This window comes from Microbacterium sp. LTA6 (genome assembly GCF_045690355.1).
Lineage (GTDB): Bacteria > Actinomycetota > Actinomycetes > Actinomycetales > Microbacteriaceae > Microbacterium.
In genome coordinates this window covers 2479626-2498056 of sequence record NZ_CP147855.1, presented here as the reverse complement: position 1 = coordinate 2498056, position 18431 = coordinate 2479626, and the positions used below count along the sequence as shown (strand labels likewise).

At 68.2% G+C, this 18431-nt stretch carries 19 protein-coding genes and 1 tRNA gene; 8 read left to right on the top strand and 12 right to left on the bottom strand.

From position 1 onward, the window contains the following. Positions 1–152 precede the first annotated feature (152 nt). The 4 genes from LTA6_RS11745 to LTA6_RS11730 are packed head-to-tail and all read left to right on the top strand — an operon-like array spanning position 153 to position 3909. Positions 153–1097, top strand: a complete 945-nt coding sequence (locus LTA6_RS11745) for an ATP-binding cassette domain-containing protein (RefSeq protein WP_341973922.1) — start codon at positions 153–155, stop codon at positions 1095–1097. Further along, the gene (locus LTA6_RS11740; protein ID WP_407357886.1) at positions 1094–1909 is read left to right on the top strand and encodes an ABC transporter permease; all 816 of its coding nucleotides are present in this window, start codon (positions 1094–1096) and stop codon (positions 1907–1909) included. Before LTA6_RS11745 ends, LTA6_RS11740 begins: the two co-directional genes overlap by 4 nt. 9 nt (positions 1910–1918) lie before the next feature. After that, on the top strand, positions 1919–3217 hold the full coding sequence (locus LTA6_RS11735) for a sensor histidine kinase (protein WP_407357885.1): 1299 nt from the start codon (positions 1919–1921) through the stop codon (positions 3215–3217). Continuing rightward, the gene (locus LTA6_RS11730; RefSeq protein ID WP_407357884.1) at positions 3214–3909 is read left to right on the top strand and encodes a response regulator; all 696 of its coding nucleotides are present in this window, start codon (positions 3214–3216) and stop codon (positions 3907–3909) included. Before LTA6_RS11735 ends, LTA6_RS11730 begins: the two co-directional genes overlap by 4 nt. A gap of 23 nt (positions 3910–3932) precedes the next feature. Here the strand turns inward: LTA6_RS11730 and LTA6_RS11725 are convergent, their stop codons facing one another. The 3 genes from LTA6_RS11725 to LTA6_RS11715 all read right to left on the bottom strand — a co-directional run bounded on the left by LTA6_RS11725 (position 3933) and on the right by LTA6_RS11715 (position 5917). Next, the gene (locus LTA6_RS11725; protein WP_407357883.1) at positions 3933–4784 is read right to left on the bottom strand and encodes a transposase; all 852 of its coding nucleotides are present in this window, start codon (positions 4782–4784) and stop codon (positions 3933–3935) included. Between the two features lie 27 nt (positions 4785–4811). Beyond that, positions 4812–4884 (bottom strand) — tRNA-Thr (locus tag LTA6_RS11720). A 73-nt stretch (positions 4885–4957) separates the two neighbouring features. Then, a complete protein-coding gene (locus LTA6_RS11715; protein ID WP_341973916.1) occupies positions 4958–5917 on the bottom strand; it encodes a thioredoxin domain-containing protein in 960 nt (319 codons plus the stop codon). 228 nt (positions 5918–6145) lie between these two features. Between LTA6_RS11715 and LTA6_RS11710 the strand changes: the two genes are divergently transcribed. After that, entirely contained in the window at positions 6146–7261 is a 1116-nt protein-coding gene (locus tag LTA6_RS11710; protein ID WP_341973915.1) for a sn-glycerol-3-phosphate ABC transporter ATP-binding protein UgpC, read from the top strand. Positions 7262–7331: 70 nt separating this feature from the next. Continuing rightward, the gene (locus tag LTA6_RS11705; protein ID WP_407357882.1) at positions 7332–8639 is read left to right on the top strand and encodes a DUF4032 domain-containing protein; all 1308 of its coding nucleotides are present in this window, start codon (positions 7332–7334) and stop codon (positions 8637–8639) included. Here LTA6_RS11705 and LTA6_RS11700 read toward each other — a convergent pair. The 6 genes from LTA6_RS11700 to LTA6_RS11675 form a co-directional block, all read right to left on the bottom strand. Then, the gene (locus tag LTA6_RS11700; RefSeq protein WP_363548286.1) at positions 8636–9277 is read right to left on the bottom strand and encodes an NAD(P)H-binding protein; all 642 of its coding nucleotides are present in this window, start codon (positions 9275–9277) and stop codon (positions 8636–8638) included. The two genes, LTA6_RS11705 and LTA6_RS11700, sit on opposite strands and share 4 nt — an antisense overlap. A gap of 27 nt (positions 9278–9304) precedes the next feature. After that, on the bottom strand, positions 9305–10309 hold the full coding sequence (gene rlmB, locus LTA6_RS11695; RefSeq protein WP_407357881.1) for a 23S rRNA (guanosine(2251)-2'-O)-methyltransferase RlmB: 1005 nt from the start codon (positions 10307–10309) through the stop codon (positions 9305–9307). Next, the gene (gene cysS / locus LTA6_RS11690; protein ID WP_407357880.1) at positions 10302–11711 is read right to left on the bottom strand and encodes a cysteine--tRNA ligase; all 1410 of its coding nucleotides are present in this window, start codon (positions 11709–11711) and stop codon (positions 10302–10304) included. The genes rlmB and cysS overlap by 8 nt, the downstream gene beginning before the upstream one ends. Before the next feature lie 53 nt (positions 11712–11764). Next, positions 11765–12289 carry a hypothetical protein gene (locus LTA6_RS11685; RefSeq protein WP_407357879.1) on the bottom strand — a complete coding sequence of 175 codons (525 nt, stop codon included), beginning with the start codon at positions 12287–12289 and terminating at the stop codon, positions 11765–11767. After that, positions 12286–13485 (bottom strand): 2-C-methyl-D-erythritol 4-phosphate cytidylyltransferase, encoded by a 1200-nt coding sequence (ispD, locus tag LTA6_RS11680; RefSeq protein WP_407357878.1) that lies wholly within the window; start codon positions 13483–13485, stop codon positions 12286–12288. The genes LTA6_RS11685 and ispD overlap by 4 nt, the downstream gene beginning before the upstream one ends. 84 nt (positions 13486–13569) lie before the next feature. Continuing rightward, a complete protein-coding gene (locus LTA6_RS11675) occupies positions 13570–14052 on the bottom strand; it encodes a CarD family transcriptional regulator (RefSeq protein WP_341973908.1) in 483 nt (160 codons plus the stop codon). A 136-nt stretch (positions 14053–14188) separates the two neighbouring features. Here LTA6_RS11675 and LTA6_RS11670 point away from each other — a divergent pair, with 136 nt between their 5' ends. Next, complete coding sequence (locus LTA6_RS11670; RefSeq protein WP_341973907.1) at positions 14189–14734, top strand: DNA modification methylase; 546 nt, start codon at positions 14189–14191, stop codon at positions 14732–14734. Between the two features lie 92 nt (positions 14735–14826). On the opposite strand, the gene LTA6_RS11665 is transcribed toward LTA6_RS11670, so the two are convergent. Continuing rightward, complete coding sequence (locus tag LTA6_RS11665) at positions 14827–15510, bottom strand: response regulator transcription factor (RefSeq protein WP_341973906.1); 684 nt, start codon at positions 15508–15510, stop codon at positions 14827–14829. Further along, positions 15507–16748, bottom strand: a complete 1242-nt coding sequence (locus LTA6_RS11660; protein WP_363548293.1) for an ATP-binding protein — start codon at positions 16746–16748, stop codon at positions 15507–15509. The genes LTA6_RS11665 and LTA6_RS11660 overlap by 4 nt, the downstream gene beginning before the upstream one ends. A 198-nt stretch (positions 16749–16946) precedes the next feature. Between LTA6_RS11660 and phoU the strand changes: the two genes are divergently transcribed. Beyond that, complete coding sequence (phoU, locus tag LTA6_RS11655; protein WP_341973904.1) at positions 16947–17642, top strand: phosphate signaling complex protein PhoU; 696 nt, start codon at positions 16947–16949, stop codon at positions 17640–17642. A 28-nt stretch (positions 17643–17670) separates the two neighbouring features. Here phoU and LTA6_RS11650 read toward each other — a convergent pair whose 3' ends face one another. Next, positions 17671–18429, bottom strand: a complete 759-nt coding sequence (locus LTA6_RS11650; RefSeq protein WP_407357877.1) for a helix-turn-helix transcriptional regulator — start codon at positions 18427–18429, stop codon at positions 17671–17673. Positions 18430–18431 lie beyond the last annotated feature (2 nt).

Genomic DNA, 18431 nt, shown 5'->3' with positions numbered 1-18431 from the left:
GGAGAATCTCCCGCGCAGGCTGCGTCCGGTGGATCCTGCCCTCTTCGGGCGCCCGCCGGCTTGACCGTCCCCGCCACGAGGACCCCCACGGCGCAGAGAGACGGTACCTGCGGAGGATGCGGTGGACGGATGAGGCCTCCTAGCGTGGAAGCATGATCACAGCAGAAGGCCTCACGAAGCGGTTCGGAGACAAGACCGCCGTCCAGGACGTGTCGTTCACCGTCCGACCGGGGAGCGTCACCGGCTTCCTCGGCCCGAACGGTGCGGGGAAGTCCACCACCATGCGCCTGATCGTCGGCCTCGACCGGCCGACCGCCGGACGCGCCACGATCGGCGGCCGGGAGTACCGCAAGCTGCGCGCCCCCCTCACCGAGGTCGGTGTGCTCCTCGACGCGAAAGCCGTGCACACCGGCCGCACCGCGCGGAACCACCTTCGTGCGATGGCGGCGACCCACGGCATCTCCGCATCCCGCGTCGACGAGGTCATCGACCTCGCAGGCATCACATCGGTGGGTAACAAGCGCGCGGGCAAGTTCTCGCTCGGCATGGGTCAGCGCCTCGGCATCGCCGCTGCCCTCCTCGGCGATCCGCACACGCTGATCCTCGACGAGCCGGTGAACGGCCTCGATCCCGAAGGCGTGCTGTGGGTGCGCCATTTCGTGCGGCACGCCGCCTCCGAGGGACGCACTGTCCTGCTCTCCAGCCACCTGATGAGCGAGATGGCGCAGACAGCCGATCACGTGATCGTGATGGGTCGCGGCCGAGTGCTCGCGGACGCACCGCTTGACCAACTGGTGCGCGATTGGACCCGCAGCACCGTGCGCGTGCGCACCCCCCGTACCGGCGACCTCGCCGCCGCGGTGAACGGCGCCGACGTCGAGGTCGTCAGCGTCGAGCCCGATCTGCTCGAGATCGTCGGCCTCACCGCCGCGCGCATCGGCGATCTCGCCGCGGATCGCGGCATCCCGCTGCATGAGCTGACACCGACCAGCGGCTCCCTGGAGGACGCGTATCTCGCGCTCACCGGGGATGCCGTCGAATACCGCACCCGCACCGCGTCGGAGGCCGGCGCCCCGCTCGAGGAGGTCGTGGCATGACCGCCGCAGCACAGCTCACCCGTTCCAGCCACGTCGCGGCCGACCGTCACAGCGTGACCTTCCCCCGCCTGGTGCGGTCCGAGTGGATCAAGATCGCCACGCTCCGCTCCACCTGGTGGTCGATCGCGATCACCGGCGTCCTCACGGTCGGCATCGCCGCCCTCATCGCGGCTTCAGCCGATGTGCCCGGGTTCGACGCGATCCAAGCCGTCGTCAGCCCCATCCAGTTCACGATGCTGCTCGCCGGGATCCTCGGCGCGATCTCCGTCACCGGCGAGTACTCGACCGGCATGATCCGCTCCACGCTCACCGCCAATCCGGTGCGCGGAGCCGCCCTCGCGGCCAAGGCCGTCGTGATCGCCGCGTTCCTGTTCATCGCGTCGCTCGTCATCTTCACGATCGCCGCGTTCGTCGTGACCGCTGTCGGCGCCCCGAACGACGTCGTGCTCGACTGGTCCTCCCCCGAGGCGACGATCCTTCCGATCATCGTCGCTTCGCTGGCGATGGCCGTGTTCGCGCTCATCGGCGTCGGGTTCGGGTACATGCTGCGCTCCGGAGCCGGTGCGATCGCCGCGACCGTCGGCGTGCTGTTCGTGCTCCCCATCGTCGCCAGCATGTTCTCCTTCGGCGGGGAGAGCTGGGCGTGGATCCTCGACCTCGCGAACTACCTCCCGATGGTCGCCGCGCAGAGCGCGATCCTCCCCGGTGAGGGTGCGGCGCTCGAAACCCCGGTGGCCTACCTGACTCTCGCCGGCTGGGTCGCCGCCAGCATGATCGGCGCCTGGGCGTCGCTGCGCACCCGCGACGCGTAGAGTCTCGTCGTGACCTCCCCGCGCAGCCGCAGCGACTCGATCCGTGAGGACGAGGAGCTGCGGCTGCCGCGTACGCCCGGGATGATCCGTCGCTTCTGGGCGCGGCATCCGATCGTCGCCGACGTGCTGATCGCCCTTCTCTGCCTGGCGCTCTCGCTGGTGCCGGCCGGCATGATCGCACCGTTCGCGCCCGGCGACACCTCCGCCCCGACAACCGACGCGGCTCCTGCTCTGGTGTTCCAATCGGTGTCGATCTCCATCGTCGTGATCGGCGCGTGCGCCCTGCTCGTTCGACGGCGGCAGTGGCCGGTCGCGGCATTCGTGGCCGCCGTCGCCGTCTCGGTGTCGTATCTGTTCGTGTCGGTGCCGACAGGCGGGCCTCTGCTGCTCGTCACCAGCTACTCGCTCGCCGTGTACCGCTCCTCGCGCGCCTGCTGGCGCGGCCTCGCCATCGCCATCGCCGCGCTGGCGATCATCGCATTCGCGCTGGAGCGCGGGGGCGTGATCACGTTCCAGACCGCGGCGAACGCGGTCATCGGCGAACTCATGCTCGGACTCATCGGAGCGCTCATCGGAGTGAACGTCGGCGGCCGCCGGCGTTACATCGAAGCCGTCATCGACCGCTCGCGCCAGCTTCTGGTGGAGCGGGATCAACAGGCGCAGCTGGCCGCCGCCGGCGAACGCGCCCGTATCGCCCGGGAGATGCACGACATCGTCTCGCATTCCCTCACCGTTATCGTCGCACTCTCCGAGGGCGCGGCCGCCACCCCCGACCATGAGCGCGCGCGCAGAGCTGCGACGGCTTCGGCGACGACGGCCAGAAGCGCACTCACCGAGATGCGCGCCATGCTCGGCGTGCTCCGCAGTGATGATTCCCCTCTCCCCCTGGCACCTTTGGAGCCGGTGCAGCCGCACGACACCGTCGCGAGCGCGCAGCGAGCCGGCTATCCGGTGACGCTGGCGGTGAGCGGGAAGGCAGACGTTTCCCCTGCCGTCGCCCACGCGATCGCGAGGATCGTGCAGGAGGGCGTGACGAACGCCATGCGCCATGCGCCCGCCGCGACAGCGATCTCTGTGGGAGTCGACCACACACCGGACACCGTGATCATCGAGATCCTCAACGACGGTGTCGCCGGGACTGTCGGCACCGGCGGCTTCGGCCTGCGCGGTCTCGCCGAGCGCGCCGCCCACGTCCGGGGACGTCTGCACTCCGGACCGGCCGCGGGCGGACGGTGGTCTTTGCGGGCCGACCTTCCCAGCGGTGCCCATCCCGATGATGCCGGGCAACCGGTGAAGGAGACGAAATGACGGGACCGATCCGAGTTCTGCTCGTCGACGACCAGGAACTCATCCGAGTGGGATTCCGAATGGTGCTGGAAGCCGAGTCCGACATCGTCGTGGTCGGGGAGGCCGGTGACGGCAACGCGGCCATCGCGGAGGCCGCGCTGCTGCAGCCGGATGTCGTGCTGATGGACATCCGGATGCCAGGGCTGGACGGAATCGCTGCGACCGAAGCGATCGTGCGAGAGCATCCGGCCAGCCGCGTGCTGGTGCTGACCACATTCGACCTCGACGAGTACGCCTTCGGGGCGATCCACGCCGGAGCCAGCGGATTCCTTCTGAAGGATGCCCAGCGTCACGAACTGACCTCCGCTGTGCGCGCGGTGCACCGCGGCGACGCAGCCCTGTCGCCGCGGATCACGCGCATGCTGCTGGAACACGTGTCGCCGAGGCTGGGGACGGCAACGGCGACAGCAGACGTCGGAGACGATCCCGTCACTGAATCGCTCACCGAAAGGGAGCGGGAGGTGTTCCTGGCGATCGCCCGCGGGATGACCAATGCTGAGATCGGCGAGACCCTCTACGTCAGCGAATCCACCGTGAAGACGCATGTCGGGCGGGTGCTGACCAAGCTCGGCGCGCGCGATCGCATCCACGCCGTCATCCTCGCCCACCGTCTGGGCTATGTCGGCGACGAGGCGATGCCGCCGGCCGAGTAGACCTCGACGGTGTTCGCCGCGCCCTACAGGTGATCGAGGGCCTTGCGGGCGTCCTCGATCGCGCGCTCGGCTGATGCGAGGCGCTCCTGCACGATGCCCTGATGCTCTTCGGCGCGGACCATCTCTGCTCCCGCGATCTCGATCTGGGCGCGCACGCGTGCGAGTTCGGCCTCGAGCTCGGCCGCCTGGGCAGACAGTTGCGCGGCGCGCCGCGCGGTGTCGCGGACGTCGCGGTCGGCCTTCCCCTGGTCGCGTTCGGCGCTGGCCAATTCCCGCTCGGCCGTACGAACCGCCTGCTCGGCCTGCCGACGTTCTCGTCGTGCTCGGACCTCGTCGACCGGCACCGGCGGAGCGGGAGGCGAGTCCGAGAGCCCCCCGGCGACCGAAGCGTCCAGATCGATGGGACTGGACGGCTCCAGCTCGCGGATGAGCCGACCGGAGGCGGCGGCACGCGCCGCATCCGGGTCGAAGAAGGCGGCGGTGATCGTTTGGCGGATGGCGTCCAGAGTGCTGGCGGAGATCTGCGCTCCGCGCGCCGTGGCCAGTTCCGCCGCCCGCTCTGCGAGCCGCCCGGTGAGTGCGCGCCGTTGACGTCCCAGCGCCGCCAGGGTCGGCGCATCGAGGTCCGCCTGCGCCTCTCGCAGTTCCTCGGCGAGCTGGAGGGCTTCGCCGAGCTCACTCGCACGCTCCCGTGCGAAGACGTTGACCGCCCAGGCGGCGATCGACGGCTTCCGGAGTGCGCGCACCTGGGTGGCGAGATCGTGATCACCGATCTCTGCGGCACGAGAGTTCCGCGCCGTGGTGAAGTCGGCGGGCGGAGCGGAGTAGAGCTCGGCCGCGATCTCCGCGAGTGCTGCTCCGGTCTCGATCTCCATCGCTCCGCTCCTGCCACGAGAAGTCAGAGCCGACTACGGGATTCGAACCCGTGACATCCTGTTTACAAGACAGGTGCTCTACCAGCTGAGCTAAGTCGGCGAGCGGCGCGCTGGGCCGTTGCGTCACCGAGTCTACGACAAGCGACGCGGACCGAGCCGCCAGGGTCCACGCGCTACGGCGCGGGGGTCTCCGTCGGGGCCGGGCTTCCCGTGGCGTTCGGCGCCGGTGTCGGCGTCGCGTAGTAGGCATCGCTGGCGACGGTGAGGATGAACTGTGAGAACTCGGCCGGATCCTTGAGGGCGCCGACATAGGCCTCACCGTTCGCGACGACCATCGGCGCCGAGGTGAGCACGAGATCGTCCGACCCGGCGAGGGGGCCTTCGAGCGCCCGAGCCGTCGCGTCCTTCGCCCAGGTCAGGAAGTCCTGCTGTTCGATGCAGGAGCGCACAGCCTTGGCGTTGTCGACTCCGACAGCGCCCGCGAGGTCGGCGAGCTCGACGTCGGAGAGCCCGTCGCTGTCCACTTCGGGCTGGTCGTTGAGCAGGTCGTGATTGAACGCATAGAACTGCTCCGGGGAATGCGTGGCCACGCACGCCGCGGCCGCCGCAGCACGCAGGGAGTACTTCGTGCCGTTCGAGCTCGCGGTGAGCAGCGACACCGGGTGATAGGTCACCGTCACGGCGCCCTCCGAGATCCAGCTCGCCAGCTGGCGGGCGTTGGCGCGCTCGAACTCGCCCGCACCGGGCGACAGGTAGTCGACGTAGATGTGGATGTCGACCTGGCCGGAGGTGGACGGCTCCGGCGTCGGGGTCGCGGTCTGCCCTGCCTCGTCCGGCGCGGGTGTCGGCGAGGCTGCCGCGTCGGATGCTCCGGCGGCGTTGATCTCGGTGACGGCGACGCCGTCGCCGTCCATGCCGGTCGGCGTCAGCTGTGGCTTGCTCACCGTGGAGTTCACGGCCATCGCGACGGCGGTTCCGATCGCACCGACGGCGACGAGCGCGACGGCACCGATGATGATCCGTCGCATCATGCGCGCCCTGCTCTGCTGCGCGTGCACTTGCTGTGCCTTCTCCCGCACGGCCTCGCGCGAGTTGCGCGGCGTGGGGACGTTCGGCGTTTCGTCGCTCGACATCGTTCCTCTTGAAGTCTCGTGGGGGCGGGACCCCGATCGCCGTACGGGGCGGCGATCGCCGCGCGTAGGCGGCCGGTTTCGATGTTAACCAGGCTGGCTGGGAAATACCCAGGTGCGCCGTTTCATGCCATACTGATCGCGACCCAAAGAAGGGTCCCGGTGGGTCACTCCACCGCTTCCATCACAACGGATCGTCCGGCACGTACCTGCCGGTGAGGAGAAACACTAATGGCATCTGTAACTTTCGACGACGCGACCCGCCTGTACCCCGGCGGCACCCGTCCCGCAGTCGACAAGCTGAACCTCGAGGTCGGAGACGGCGAGTTCCTCGTCCTGGTCGGCCCCTCCGGTTGCGGTAAGTCCACGTCGCTCCGCATGCTCGCGGGCCTTGAAGAGGTCAACGCGGGTCGCATCCTCATCGGCGACCGCGACGTCACCGACGTGCCGCCGAAGGACCGCGACATCGCGATGGTCTTCCAGAACTACGCGCTGTACCCGCACATGACGGTCGCCGAGAACATGGGCTTCGCGCTCAAGATCGCCGGCGTCAACAAGGACGAGCGCGCCACCCGCGTTCTCGAGGCGGCGAAGCTCCTCGACCTCGAGGACTACCTCACGCGCAAGCCGAAGGCGCTCTCCGGTGGTCAGCGTCAGCGCGTCGCCATGGGCCGTGCCATCGTCCGCCAGCCGCAGGTCTTCCTCATGGATGAGCCGCTGTCGAACCTCGACGCCAAGCTCCGCGTGCAGACCCGCACGCAGATCGCGTCGCTGCAGCGCCGCCTCGGCGTCACCACCGTCTACGTCACGCACGACCAGACCGAGGCGCTCACGATGGGTGACCGCATCGCGGTCCTCAAGGACGGTCTCCTCCAGCAGGTCGGCACGCCCCGTGACCTGTACGAGAAGCCGAACAACGTCTTCGTCGCCGGCTTCATCGGCTCGCCCGCGATGAACCTGTTCAGCGCCGACCTCGCCGAAGGCGGCGTCCGGTTCGGAACCGAGGTCGTTCCGCTCGAGCGCGACACCGTCGGCCGTGCACACGGCAGCCAGGTCACCGTCGGCGTGCGTCCCGAGGACATCGTCGTCGGACCGGCAGACGGCAAGGGCCTGTCCGTCGTCGTCGATCTCGTCGAGGAGCTCGGCGCAGACGGCTACCTCTACGGACACACCGAGATCAACGGCAAGCGCGCCGACCTCGTCGCACGCGTCGACGGCCGCAGCCACCCGAACGCCGGCGAGACGGTCACGCTCGCGGCGTCCGCTGGTCACGTGCACGCGTTCGACATCGAGTCGGGCGAGCGCCTGAACGACAAGCCGGTCATCTCGTCGTCTTCGGCTTCCTGAGTTCCACACCCCTCGCGGCGCGGGCGACCCTCGGGTCGTCCGCGCCGCGTCGTTTCACCCCGGAGAGCACATGCAGGATGCACTGAGGATCACCGCCAGCACCGTCGACCCCGGACTGCTATCGCTGCCCTGGTCGATCACCTTGGCGAAATGGCCCTCGGAGCACATCGTTTCTCTCCCGAAGGGTCTCTCGCGTCATCTGGTGCGCTTCGCGGATCTGTCCGGGCGGGTCATCGCCGTCAAGGAGACGACGACGGAGATGGCGCAGCGCGAGTACGACATGCTCGGCAATCTCGGACGCCTCGACGTGCCGTGCGTGAGTCGCGTCGCGGTGATCGCCGGGCGGACGGATACGGCGGGCGCACCTCTCCCCGCGGCCCTGGTCACCTCGCATCTCCGTTTCTCGATGCCGTATCGTGCGCTGTTCACCCGCGTGCTCCGCCCAGACACCGCCACCCGCCTCGTCGATGCCCTCGCGCTGCTCCTGGTCCGGCTGCACAACGTCGGCTTCTACTGGGGAGACGTCTCGCTGTCGAACACCCTGTTCCGACGCGACGCGGGCGCATTCGCCGCCTACCTGGTCGATGCCGAGACCGGAGAGCTGCACGAGGAAGGTCTCACCGACGGGCAGCGCGCGTACGATCTGGACATCGCCAGGACGAACATCGCCGGCGAGATCATGGACCTGGCTGCCGGCGGCCGCCTCGAGCACGGCGTGGATGCCGTCGCGATCGCCGACGGTCTCGTGTCGTCGTACCGCTCGCTCTGGGCGGCACTCACCGCCGGAGAGTCGTTCGCCGCCGCCGAGACATGGCGGATCACCGAGCGGGTGGAGCGTCTCAACGCTCTCGGTTTCGACATCGACGAGATGTCGATGTCGACGACTGCGGATGGCACTCTCGTCGAGATCCAGCCGAAGGTGGTGGATGCCGGGCACCACCAGCGCCGCTTGATCCGGCTCACCGGACTCGACGTCGAGGAGAACCAGGCCCGTCGACTGCTGAACGATCTGGACGAGTTCCGCGCCCGCTCGACCAAGCAGTGGGTGGACGAGGAGATGTACGCGCACGAGTGGCTGACGCGCGTGTTCGAGCCGGTCGTGCGCGCGATCCCGTACGAGCTACGGGCGAAGCTGGAGCCGGCCGAGGTGTTTCACCAGGTGCTGGAGCACCGGTGGTACCTCTCCCAGGCGCAGGGCCGCGCCGTGCCCCTGGCCGAAGTGCTGACGAGCTACATCAACGATGTGCTGCGGCACCGTCGCGACGAGGCCACGATCATGGGGCCGCCGACCGAGACCATGAGCCTCCCGGTCATCACCGGTGCGACGCCGGTGTCCGGCGACGATGAGGACGACGTCGACTGGCGCGATCTCGTCTAGTAGCCGACGGTGAACCGCCCACGGCGGTGCTTCGGCTGCTCGATCTCATCGACGACCGCGATCGCGAAGTCCGCTCCCGAGATGAACGACTGGCCCTCAGCGTCGCGGACGATCACGTCGCCACCGTCGCGGTAGCGCCCGGTTCGCTCACCCTCGGCCCACGGTCCGAACACCTCGGCCGGATGGATGAAGAACCAGTCCAGCCCGGCATCCGCCCCTTCCAGCAGTGCGAGAGAGTCGATGCCCACCTGAGCCTCGTGCTTGTACTCCTCAGGGAAACCCTGGTCGAAGAGCCGAGGGCCACCAGGCGCGACAAGGCTGCCACCGGCGCCGCCGACCACACCGAGCCGGGTGGCTGTGCCGGTGAACCTCGTGATCAGGCTGGAGACCACACCGAGCATCTCGTGCTCCATGTCACCGCGCGGCGAGAGAGACGAGACGACCGCATCTGCCCCGTCGAAGACGTCGCCGAGCGAGGCGAGATCGAGCACGGATCCCTGAACGCTCAGGGCGCCGTCGACCGGGTCAGACGGCGTCGACCGGGAGACCGAGATCACCTCATGCCCTCGACTCACCGCCTCGGAGACGATGTGGCGGCCGGCGTAGCCGGTTCCTCCGAGGACGACGATGCGAGCCATGCGGTTTCCTTTCGGGAGGGTGTGCTTCTAGCGGGCGGCGCGGATCGTGGCGACCTGGTAGAGCGCGACAGAGGTCGCGATACCGGCGTTCAGCGATTCGGTCGCCGCGTTGATCGGGATCGAGACGACCTGGTCGCAGGTCTCGGTGACCAGGCGCGAGAGGCCCTTGCCCTCGGAACCGACGACGATCACGACGGGCCGGTCGGCGAGCTCAAGATCCGGGAGCGAGACGTCGCCGTCGCCGTCGAGGCCGAGCACGAAGACGCCCTGCTTCTTGAACTCCTTGAGCTGGGTCGTCAGGTTCGTCGCGAGCGCGACCGGAATACGTGCTGCCGCTCCGGCGCTCGTCTTCCAGGCTGCCGAGTTGACGCCGGCCGAGCGACGCTGCGGGAGGATGATCCCCTGGCTGCCGAAAGCAGCGGCCGAGCGGATGATCGCGCCCAGGTTGCGCGGGTCGGTGACCCCGTCCAGTGCGACGAACAGCGGCACCTGGCCACGGCTGATGACCTTCTCGAGCAGGTCCTGCGGGTGCGCGTACTCATACGGCGGAACCTTCAGGGCGACGCCCTGGTGCACACCGTCGAAGCCGGCCATCCGGTCGAGTTCCTGTCGGGTGACTTCGAGCACCGGGATGTTGCGGTTCGTGGCGATCGACAGCATCTCCTTGACGCGGTCGTCCATCTCCACGCGCTGCGCGATGTAGAACGCCGTCGCCGGGATCTTCGCACGGAGCGCCTCGAGCACGGAATTGCGCCCGGTGACCGTCTCGGTGTCGGAGGTGTTGTCCTTCGCACGAGCGGAGCGGTTCGGGCTGCCGCCGGATGACGAACGTGCGCCCGGCTTGCCCTTGCCACCCGAGGCCGCGAAACGCTCGGCCGCAGCCTTGCGCTTCCCCGCGGGGTGCCAGGCGCGGTCCTCCGCCTTCGGAGTCGGTCCGCGCCCTTCGAGCGCCTTGCGGCCGAGGCCACCGGTGCCCTTCAGCGGGCCCTTCTTCTTGCCGTTGCTTGCGCCGGGGCGCTGAGGCTTAACCATCGATACTCCAATGTGTTCCGTCCGGGCCGTCTTCGAGCGTGATGCCCGCAGCCGCGATCGCGTCGCGGATGCGGTCAGCCGCAGCCCAGTCCTTGTCTGCGCGTGCCTGTGCACGCTGGGTGATCATCGTCTGCACGAGGGTGTCGAGCGCGGAGGCGGATGGTCCGCCGTCCGTCGTTCGCCACTCTCGCGACAGCGGATTGATTCCGAGGATGTTCGTCATCTGAGTGACGTCCATCACATCCTGTCTCGCTGCGGCGTGCTCCCCCGCGTCGAGGAGAGCATTGCCGGAGCGGATGCTGTTGTGGATCGCCGCCAGAGCGCGAGGAACGGAGAGATCGTCATCCATCGCCTCGACGAACTCGTTCGGAAGACCTTCCTCGGCCTCGCCCCAGCCCGGCTTCGCCATTCGCGTTCCCCGCTCGAGGAACGCGCGGATGCGCCCGATCGCCGCCTCCGCCTCTGCCCACGACGAATCCGACAGGTCGATGTTCGACCGGTAGTGCGCAGCGGCCAGCGCGTAACGCACGACGAGCGGGTCGTGCGCGGTCAGCACGTCGGCGGCGAGCGTGAAGTTTCCGAGCGACTTCGACATCTTCTGACCGTTGACGTTGACCAGGCCGTTGTGCACCCAGTACCGCGCGAATCCGTCGCCGGCAGCCGTCGACTGGGCCAGCTCGTTCTCGTGGTGCGGGAAGCGCAGATCGAGGCCACCGCCGTGGATGTCGAACTCCGCGCCGAGATAGCGCTTCGCCATGGCCGAGCACTCGATGTGCCAGCCGGGCCGCCCAGCGCCCCAGGGCGATGCCCAGGTCGCATCTGCCGGCTCGTCCGATTTCGCACCCTTCCAGAGGGCGAAGTCCTGCGGGTTGCGTTTTCCGCGCGGGTCCGCGTCCTGCGCGGCTTCCATCGCGTCGGCCGACTGATTGGTGAGCGAGCCGTAGTCGGACCAGGAACGCACGTCGAAGTAGACGTCCCCCGAACCATCGGATGCAGGGTACGCGTGACCGCGCTCGATCAGCGCCGCGATGATGTCCTGCATCTGCGGGACGGATGCTGTCGCCCTCGGCTCATAGGTGGGCGCGAGGATGCCGACTGCGCCATATGCGGCGGTGAATTCCTGCTCGAACCGGAAGGCGAGCGCCCACCACGGTTCGGCGTCCGTGTGATTCGCCAGCACCTTGTCGTCGATGTCGGTGACGTTGCGCACGAAGGTCACACGGCCATGACGGCGCTCGAGCCAGCGGCGCAGCAGATCGAAACTCAGCGCGGCGCGGACGTGCCCGATGTGCGGGCCGGACTGCACCGTCGGACCGCAGACGTACATCGTGACGTTTCCGGCGTCGAGCGGCACGAAGTCGCGCAGCTGCTGTGCGCGGGTGTCGTAGAGGCGGAGAGTCACCGCTCAAGCCTACTCGGCCCGCTCCCTCGTCCCCTGAGTGTGTCCCGCGCCCTTCAGCGCGGCGGTGATACCGGCCGCGGTGACCGCTCGTAGGTGACGACGTTCACCCTGCCGCGGAAGGCAGTACGTCGTTCGACTTCGGCGTACCGACCGCCGTGATCGACCAGTTCCAGCACTCGCCGGTAATCCTGCATCCGGGGGTTGAACTCCTGGAGCATCGAGCCGTCGGGCGCCAGCAGCCGGATGGTGCCCACACGCGGGGTGTTCACCGTGTACCGCGCGATGTCGCCATTGCGCAGGTGCTTCTCCGCGCTCCCGATCCGCACCGTGAGGGTGTCGGCATCGCGACGCAGGTGCACGCGCTGCATCGACACCGCGGCGAGCGCGATGAGCGGGATGAAGACGACCGCTCCGACGAGCATCCCGGTGCCCTTCGCACCCCCTGCGGCCATGTCGTTGACGATCTCGGCGAGCGCATCGAAGTTGATGATCATCAGCGTGAGCACCACGACCAGGTACGCGAGCCCGAGCACCAGGATGAGGGTACGACGCGGCTGCCGGAAGGAGAGCTCGTTCATCGTGCCTGCTCGACCGGGTACACCATCGCGACGGCTGTCACGGAGATGCCCTCGCCTCGCCCGGGGAATCCCAGCCCGTCGGTCGTCGTCGCGGTCACCGATACCGGCACTCCGCCGAGCGCGGCAGAGAGCACCTGTTCCGCTTCCGATCGGCGAGCACTGAATCGCGGGCGGTTGCCCTGGAACTGCGCGGAGACGTTCCCGATCGTGAACCCCGCGTCCGCCAGCAGGTTCCGGGTGCGGGCCAGGAAGACCTCCGCGTGCGCGCCCGCGTACTCCGGGTGGGCCGTGCCGAAATGCTCTCCGATGTCACCGAGTCCCGCCGCCCCCAGCAAAGCATCGACGATCGCGTGGGCGACCGCATCGCCGTCGGAATGTCCGGACAGCGGCTGCTCCCCCGGCCACTCGAGACCGGCGAGCCAGAGATTCCCCTCGCCTCCGAATGCGTGCACGTCGGTGCCGATGCCGACCCGTGGGATCGCGGCGGCGGGGGCCGGAGCCGCGGACAGCAGCTGCCGAGCGCGCACCAGATCGGCAGGGGTGGTGATCTTGAACGCGCGCGCCGCCCCGTCGATGTGTCGGACCGCATGGCCCGCTGCGGCGAACAGCGCGGCATCATCGGTGTACTCCGCACCCGAGGCGAGAGCCGCCGCGTAGGCGGATTCGAGATGTCCGCGCGGGAACCCCTGCGGCGTCTGCGCCGCGGCGAGCTCCGACCTGTCCACGGCACCGACGACCGCGCCGCCGTCGACTTTCTTGAGGGTGTCCACCACCGGCAGTGTGGGAATGACTCCCGTGTCGTCCGTCACGGCGGCGACGACGGCGTCGATGAGCGACGAGGGCGTCAATGCCCGCGCCGCATCATGCACGAGCACGGTCGTCACGTCGCCCCAGAGCGCGGCGAGCCCCGCCGCCACCGACTGCTGACGCGTGCCACCGCCCGTGACGACACGGCCGAGATCGCTCCTCCCGCCCGCGGCGGCGAGCAGCTCGGTCTCGGCATCCCCCTCGAATCCGGCGGGGGCGACGACGATCACCTGTGCGGGTGCGGCCGCGAAGACGCCGTCGAGCGCATGCCGGAGGATCGGGCGGCTGTCGATGCCGACGAAAGCCTTGGGTGCACCCGCATCGAGGCGGGTGCCGGAGCCGGCCGCGACGACGATGATGGCCACGTGGGGCACGGGAAGCAGAGTCACACGCACACGTTACCTGCGGCGACCGGAAACGACGAAGAGGGCGGATGCCGAAGCATCCGCCCTCTTCAAGAAAAGTCCCGGTCGTTACGAGGCGAGAACCTCGTCAAGCACGGCACCGGCCCTGTCTTCGTCGACCTTCTCGGCGAGTGCGAGCTCGGAGATGAGGATCTGGCGAGCCTTCGCCAGCATCCGCTTCTCACCCGCGGACAGGCCACGGTCCTGATCGCGACGCCACAGGTCGCGCACGACCTCGCTGACCTTGATCACGTCGCCGGAGGCGAGTTTCTCAAGATTCGCCTTGTAACGGCGCGACCAGTTCGTCGGCTCCTCGGTGAACGGGGCACGCAGCACCTCGAACACATGGTCGAGGCCCTCCTTGCCGATCACATCGCGAACGCCGACGAGGTCGACGTTCTCCGCCGGCACCTCGATGATCAGGTCGCCCTGCGTGACGTTGAGCTTCAGATACTTCTTCGTCTCGCCCTTGATGATGCGATCTTTGACCTCGATGATGGTCGCGGCCCCATGGTGCGGATAGACGACTGTTTCGCCAACCTCAAAAAGCATAAAAACGTGTCCTTTCGGCAACCTCAAGGATACCACAGGGGATATGCGCTAAGGTTCGCGCCTCATCGTCTCCGATCCCCCGCGCGCATACCCATAGAATGGATCACGGACACCCCGCCGGACCTCAGGAGGACCCGTGAAATCGCGCCTTGTCGCCGCTGCTGCTGTCAGCGCCCTCGTTCTTCTCGGCGCAACGGGGTGCACCTTCCTCACGCCTCAGGCGACGACGATCGAGTATCCCTCGTCCGACGGCGTGAACGTCTCCGACGCCGACGGCCCTCTCGTCGTCCGCAACGCCTTCATCGTCGCCACCGAGGACGGCTCCATCGGCAACCTCGTCGGTGCGATCGTGAACCCCACCGAAGAGCGCGCCACGATGACGATCACGCTCGCGGGCATCGCCCCGTTCGTGGTCACCGTCTCGGCCGGCGAGACGATCAGCCTCGGCGCCGACGCGGAGCCGCTGCGCATCATCGACCTCGACAGCATGCCCGGCTCCACGGTCGAGATCCACTTCCAGTCCGGAGATTCCACCGGCACGAAGGCCGAGATCCCCGTGCTGGACGGATCCCTCCCCTACTACGCAGACCTGGTGCCTTCCGAGGCGAAGCCGGTATCCGTGCCGGAGAGCACACCCGTACCTGTGCCGACCGACACCGCGACGTCCGCTCCTTCGAACTGACCTTCCAGAACGAAAGAAGAGGCCGGCACCCCACGGGGTGACCGGCCTCTTCTCGTCTGATCGGACGCGAAGCGCGCCCGCGAGGCTGGCTCTCAGCCTTCGAAGCGGTATCCGAGCCCGCGAACCGTGACCAGCATCACCGGCTCGCCAGGGTTGACCTCGATGCGCGAACGGATGCGCTTGATGTGCACGTCGAGCGTCTTCGTATCGCCGAAGTAGTCGCTCCCCCACACGCGATCGATGAGCTGACCGCGCGTGAGCACCCGCCCGGAATTGCGCATCAGGACCTCGAGCAGTTCGAATTCCTTGAGCGGCATGTTGATCAGGTCGCCCGCAACCGTGACCGTGTGGCGGTCGATGTCGAGAGACACACGCCCGCCGTCCAGCACACGCTCATCGAGCTCGCTCTCGGCCTGCACGACTCGGCGCAGCACCGCGCGCATTCGCGCGAGCAACTCGCGCGAGGAGTACGGCTTCGTGATGTAGTCGTCGGCGCCGAGTTCGAGCCCGACCACGATGTCGACCTCGGAGTCCTTGGCCGTGAGCATGATGATCGGCACGGCCGAGGTCGAGCGAATCTGACGGCACACCTCGGTTCCCGGCATCCCTGGGAGCATGAGATCGAGAAGCACGATGTCCGCGCCGCGCTCACGGAAGGCGGTGAGGGCTCCGGGACCGTCCTCCGAGATCTCGACCTCGTAACCCTCGCGACGCAGCAGATAGGCGAGCGGGTCGGCGAGATCGGGCTCGTCCTCGACGAGAAGGATGCGGGTCATATGAGTTCTCCGTTTCGGGTGCGCGCGGATACGGCAGCTTTGGCGGCCTTCGCCGCTTTGCGTGCCTGCTTCTTCTCGCGCTTCTTGCGCTTCTGGTCCAGGTCGACGAACTCCGGCGCATCGATGCGCGGCAGCCGGATGGTGAAGGTGGAGCCGCGTCCCGGCCGCGACCACAGGAGCACCTCGCCGCCGTGGCGCTGCGTCGCGTGCTTGACGATCGACAGGCCGAGGCCGGTGCCGCCGGTGCGGCGGGAGCGGGCCTCGTCGGCGCGGTAGAAGCGCTCGAAGATCCGCTCGCGATCGGTCTCCGAGATGCCGATGCCCTGATCCGCGACGGCGATCTCCACGATGTCGCCGTCGGCCTTGACGCCGACGCCGACGCGCGAGCCGCGAGGCGAGTAGACGATGGCGTTCGCGATGAGGTTACCGACCGCTTCGATGAGGATCTGCGCATCACCGCGCACCCACACACCGCGGTCGCCGCCACGGGTGAGCTCGACGCCCGCGGAATCCGCCTGCACGCCGTTCGCTTCGATCGAGGCGGTGATCACCTCGTCGATCGCGACCGGATTCACCTCTGCGAGGCCGTCTGCCGCCTGCAAGCGGGAGAGGCTCATGATGCGGCCGGTGAGCTGACCGAGCCTGGTCGCCTCGGCGAGGATCCGCGCAGCGAAGATCCGCACCTGGGCGGGATCGTCTGCCGCCGACTCGATCGCCTCGGCGAGGAGACTGACAGCACCGACCGGCGTCTTCAGCTCATGACTGGTGTTGGCCACGAAGTCGGTACGCATCTGATCGAGGCGCTCCTGCTCCGTGACGTCGCGGATGATCAGCAGCATCAATCGTGAGCCGAGCACGCTCGCCCTGGCTGAGACGAGGCGGGGATCGAGACTGAGGCCGCCGCGGGTGATCCGCATCGTCTCGGTATCGGTTCCCCCCGTCGACCGCACACTGCGCACCAGTTGACGCAGCTCCTGATTCTCCAGATTCGCACCGACGTCGATTCCGAAGCGGGTCGCGGCATGCGACCGCGCGAGCACGAGCCCCGACGTGTCGACGACGCAGGCGGCGTCATCCATGCTGCGCAGCACGTCCGCGACACCGTCGGGGATGACGACCGAGGTCTCTTCCTCGGCGCGAGCTCTGGCACGGTACGCCCACACCACGATCATCGACAGGCCGACACCGATGACCAGGCCGATGGCCAGTGCGATCAGGGCGATCTGCGGCGTGCTCATGGCTCAAGCGTAGAGTGTGTTCACCGGGCCGCTGGCGGGTTTCCTGGCCATCCACGCGGTCAGCGAAGTACTGTTCATATGCTGGGCACCGTTCGTTAACCTTCGAGGCACAGAATCGCTTCGGGCCTGTGCGGCAGCTCAGCCCACCCTCTCGGCCGGATGACGCCCGTCGAGACATGAATGAAAGGTTGCGCCGCCATGCGCGAAGTCTTCCACCAGTCCCTCGAGGATCTGCAGTCCAAGCTCGTAGAGATCGCTGACCTCGTCACGGTGTCGATCGACAAGGCGACGCGTGCGTTCGCGACGAGCGATGTGGCGTTGGCCGAAGAGGTCATCGCCGACGACGCCAACATCGACGCCCTCGCCATCACCCTCGACGAGCAGGCCATCGAGATCCTCGCCCGTCAGCAGCCGGTCGCGCGCGATCTGCGCATCGTGGTGACGGCACTCCGGGTGAGCGCCTCGCTGGAGCGCATGGGCGACATGTCCGAGCACATCGCGCAGCTCGCCCGACTGCGCTTCCCCGAGCGCGCCATCCCGAAGGGCCTCAAGGGCACTTTCGTGAAGATGGGCGAGCTGGACGTCGAGATCTCCCGCACCCTGTCCGAACTGCTGCGCACGCAGGACCTCCGTTACGCCGACATCATCCGCAACGCGGACGACGATGTCGACGAGTTGCACGCCACCGTGTTCGAGAAGGTCCTCAGCGACAACTGGAAGGGCGAGGCGACGGCGACGGTCGACGCGACGCTCGCCAGCCGCTACCACGAGCGCTTCGCCGATCACGCGGTCGCCGTCGCGAAGAAGGTGGTCTACCTCGCGACCGGCGACTGGCAGGTCGACGAGCAGGACATTCCCCTCGCCGTCGAGCAGCAGGTGCAGGGACACGCTTAGCCACCCGTTGCGGGCGCCTACGCGCTCGTCACCGCCCTCGCCGATCCCCCGTCGGGGACGACCTCACGTCGTCCCCGACGGGGGATTTCGGCTCACGACCGAAGTCGGTCGCCAACCACTGCTCCACTGACTCCTCGGGAAACGTCCGCTCCGCCGCACGCTCAGACCCGCTCTCGGCGTCACGGATGCGATCGAGTCGGAACAATCGCCAGGCATCCCGATCCACGTCGAAACCGACGAGGTACCAGCGATTGCCCCGCAGGACGTGCCGGTACGGCTCCACCTGCCTCAGCGACGCACGTTCGCGGCTGTCCCTGTAGGCGAACCGTACCCGCGTCGCGTTCGCGACAGCATCGGCGAGCACCCCCATCGTGGCCATGTCGATCGCCGGACGATCCGCGTGCAGCACCTGGGTCGACAGGGACACGGCGCGCGCCCGCCGCGCCAGCCGCGGCGGCAGCAACGACGTCAGCTTGGCGGCCGCGGATGCGGCGGCTTCATCGGCGGGCTTCCACGCGGCGAGCATCCCGAGTCCGACCGCGACTGCGGCGATCTCATCCTCGCTGAGCAGCAGCGGCGGGATCTTCACGCTCGGGCGCAGCCGATAACTCGCGCCAGGACCTGTCCGGGCGCTCACGTCATATCCGAGATCGCGCAATCGCCTGGCATCACGCCGTACCGTGCGCTCGCTCACCTCGAGTCGTCGAGCGAGCATGTCGACGGGCAGCTCGCCTCCTCCTTGCACGAGCGAGAGCAACTGCAGTGCGCGTTCTGTCGGCGTCGCCATCC

Bases quoted from the DNA above. Each gene is read 5' to 3' on its own strand.
- LTA6_RS11730 (WP_407357884.1), top strand. From the start codon at position 3,214: ATGACGGGACCGATCCGAGTTCTGCTCGTCGACGACCAGGAACTCATC.
- rlmB (WP_407357881.1), bottom strand. From the start codon at position 10,309: ATGGTTAAGCCTCAGCGCCCCGGCGCAAGCAACGGCAAGAAGAAGGGC.
- LTA6_RS11650 (WP_407357877.1), bottom strand. From the start codon at position 18,429: ATGGCGACGCCGACAGAACGCGCACTGCAGTTGCTCTCGCTCGTGCAA.
- LTA6_RS11745 (WP_341973922.1), top strand. From the start codon at position 153: ATGATCACAGCAGAAGGCCTCACGAAGCGGTTCGGAGACAAGACCGCC.
- LTA6_RS11710 (WP_341973915.1), top strand. From the start codon at position 6,146: ATGGCATCTGTAACTTTCGACGACGCGACCCGCCTGTACCCCGGCGGC.
- LTA6_RS11685 (WP_407357879.1), bottom strand. From the start codon at position 12,289: ATGAACGAGCTCTCCTTCCGGCAGCCGCGTCGTACCCTCATCCTGGTG.
- phoU (WP_341973904.1), top strand. From the start codon at position 16,947: ATGCGCGAAGTCTTCCACCAGTCCCTCGAGGATCTGCAGTCCAAGCTC.
- LTA6_RS11715 (WP_341973916.1), bottom strand. From the start codon at position 5,917: ATGTCGAGCGACGAAACGCCGAACGTCCCCACGCCGCGCAACTCGCGC.
- LTA6_RS11725 (WP_407357883.1), bottom strand. From the start codon at position 4,784: ATGGAGATCGAGACCGGAGCAGCACTCGCGGAGATCGCGGCCGAGCTC.
- LTA6_RS11700 (WP_363548286.1), bottom strand. From the start codon at position 9,277: ATGGCTCGCATCGTCGTCCTCGGAGGAACCGGCTACGCCGGCCGCCAC.
- LTA6_RS11740 (WP_407357886.1), top strand. From the start codon at position 1,094: ATGACCGCCGCAGCACAGCTCACCCGTTCCAGCCACGTCGCGGCCGAC.
- LTA6_RS11705 (WP_407357882.1), top strand. From the start codon at position 7,332: ATGCAGGATGCACTGAGGATCACCGCCAGCACCGTCGACCCCGGACTG.
- LTA6_RS11665 (WP_341973906.1), bottom strand. From the start codon at position 15,510: ATGACCCGCATCCTTCTCGTCGAGGACGAGCCCGATCTCGCCGACCCG.
- LTA6_RS11660 (WP_363548293.1), bottom strand. From the start codon at position 16,748: ATGAGCACGCCGCAGATCGCCCTGATCGCACTGGCCATCGGCCTGGTC.
- LTA6_RS11675 (WP_341973908.1), bottom strand. From the start codon at position 14,052: ATGCTTTTTGAGGTTGGCGAAACAGTCGTCTATCCGCACCATGGGGCC.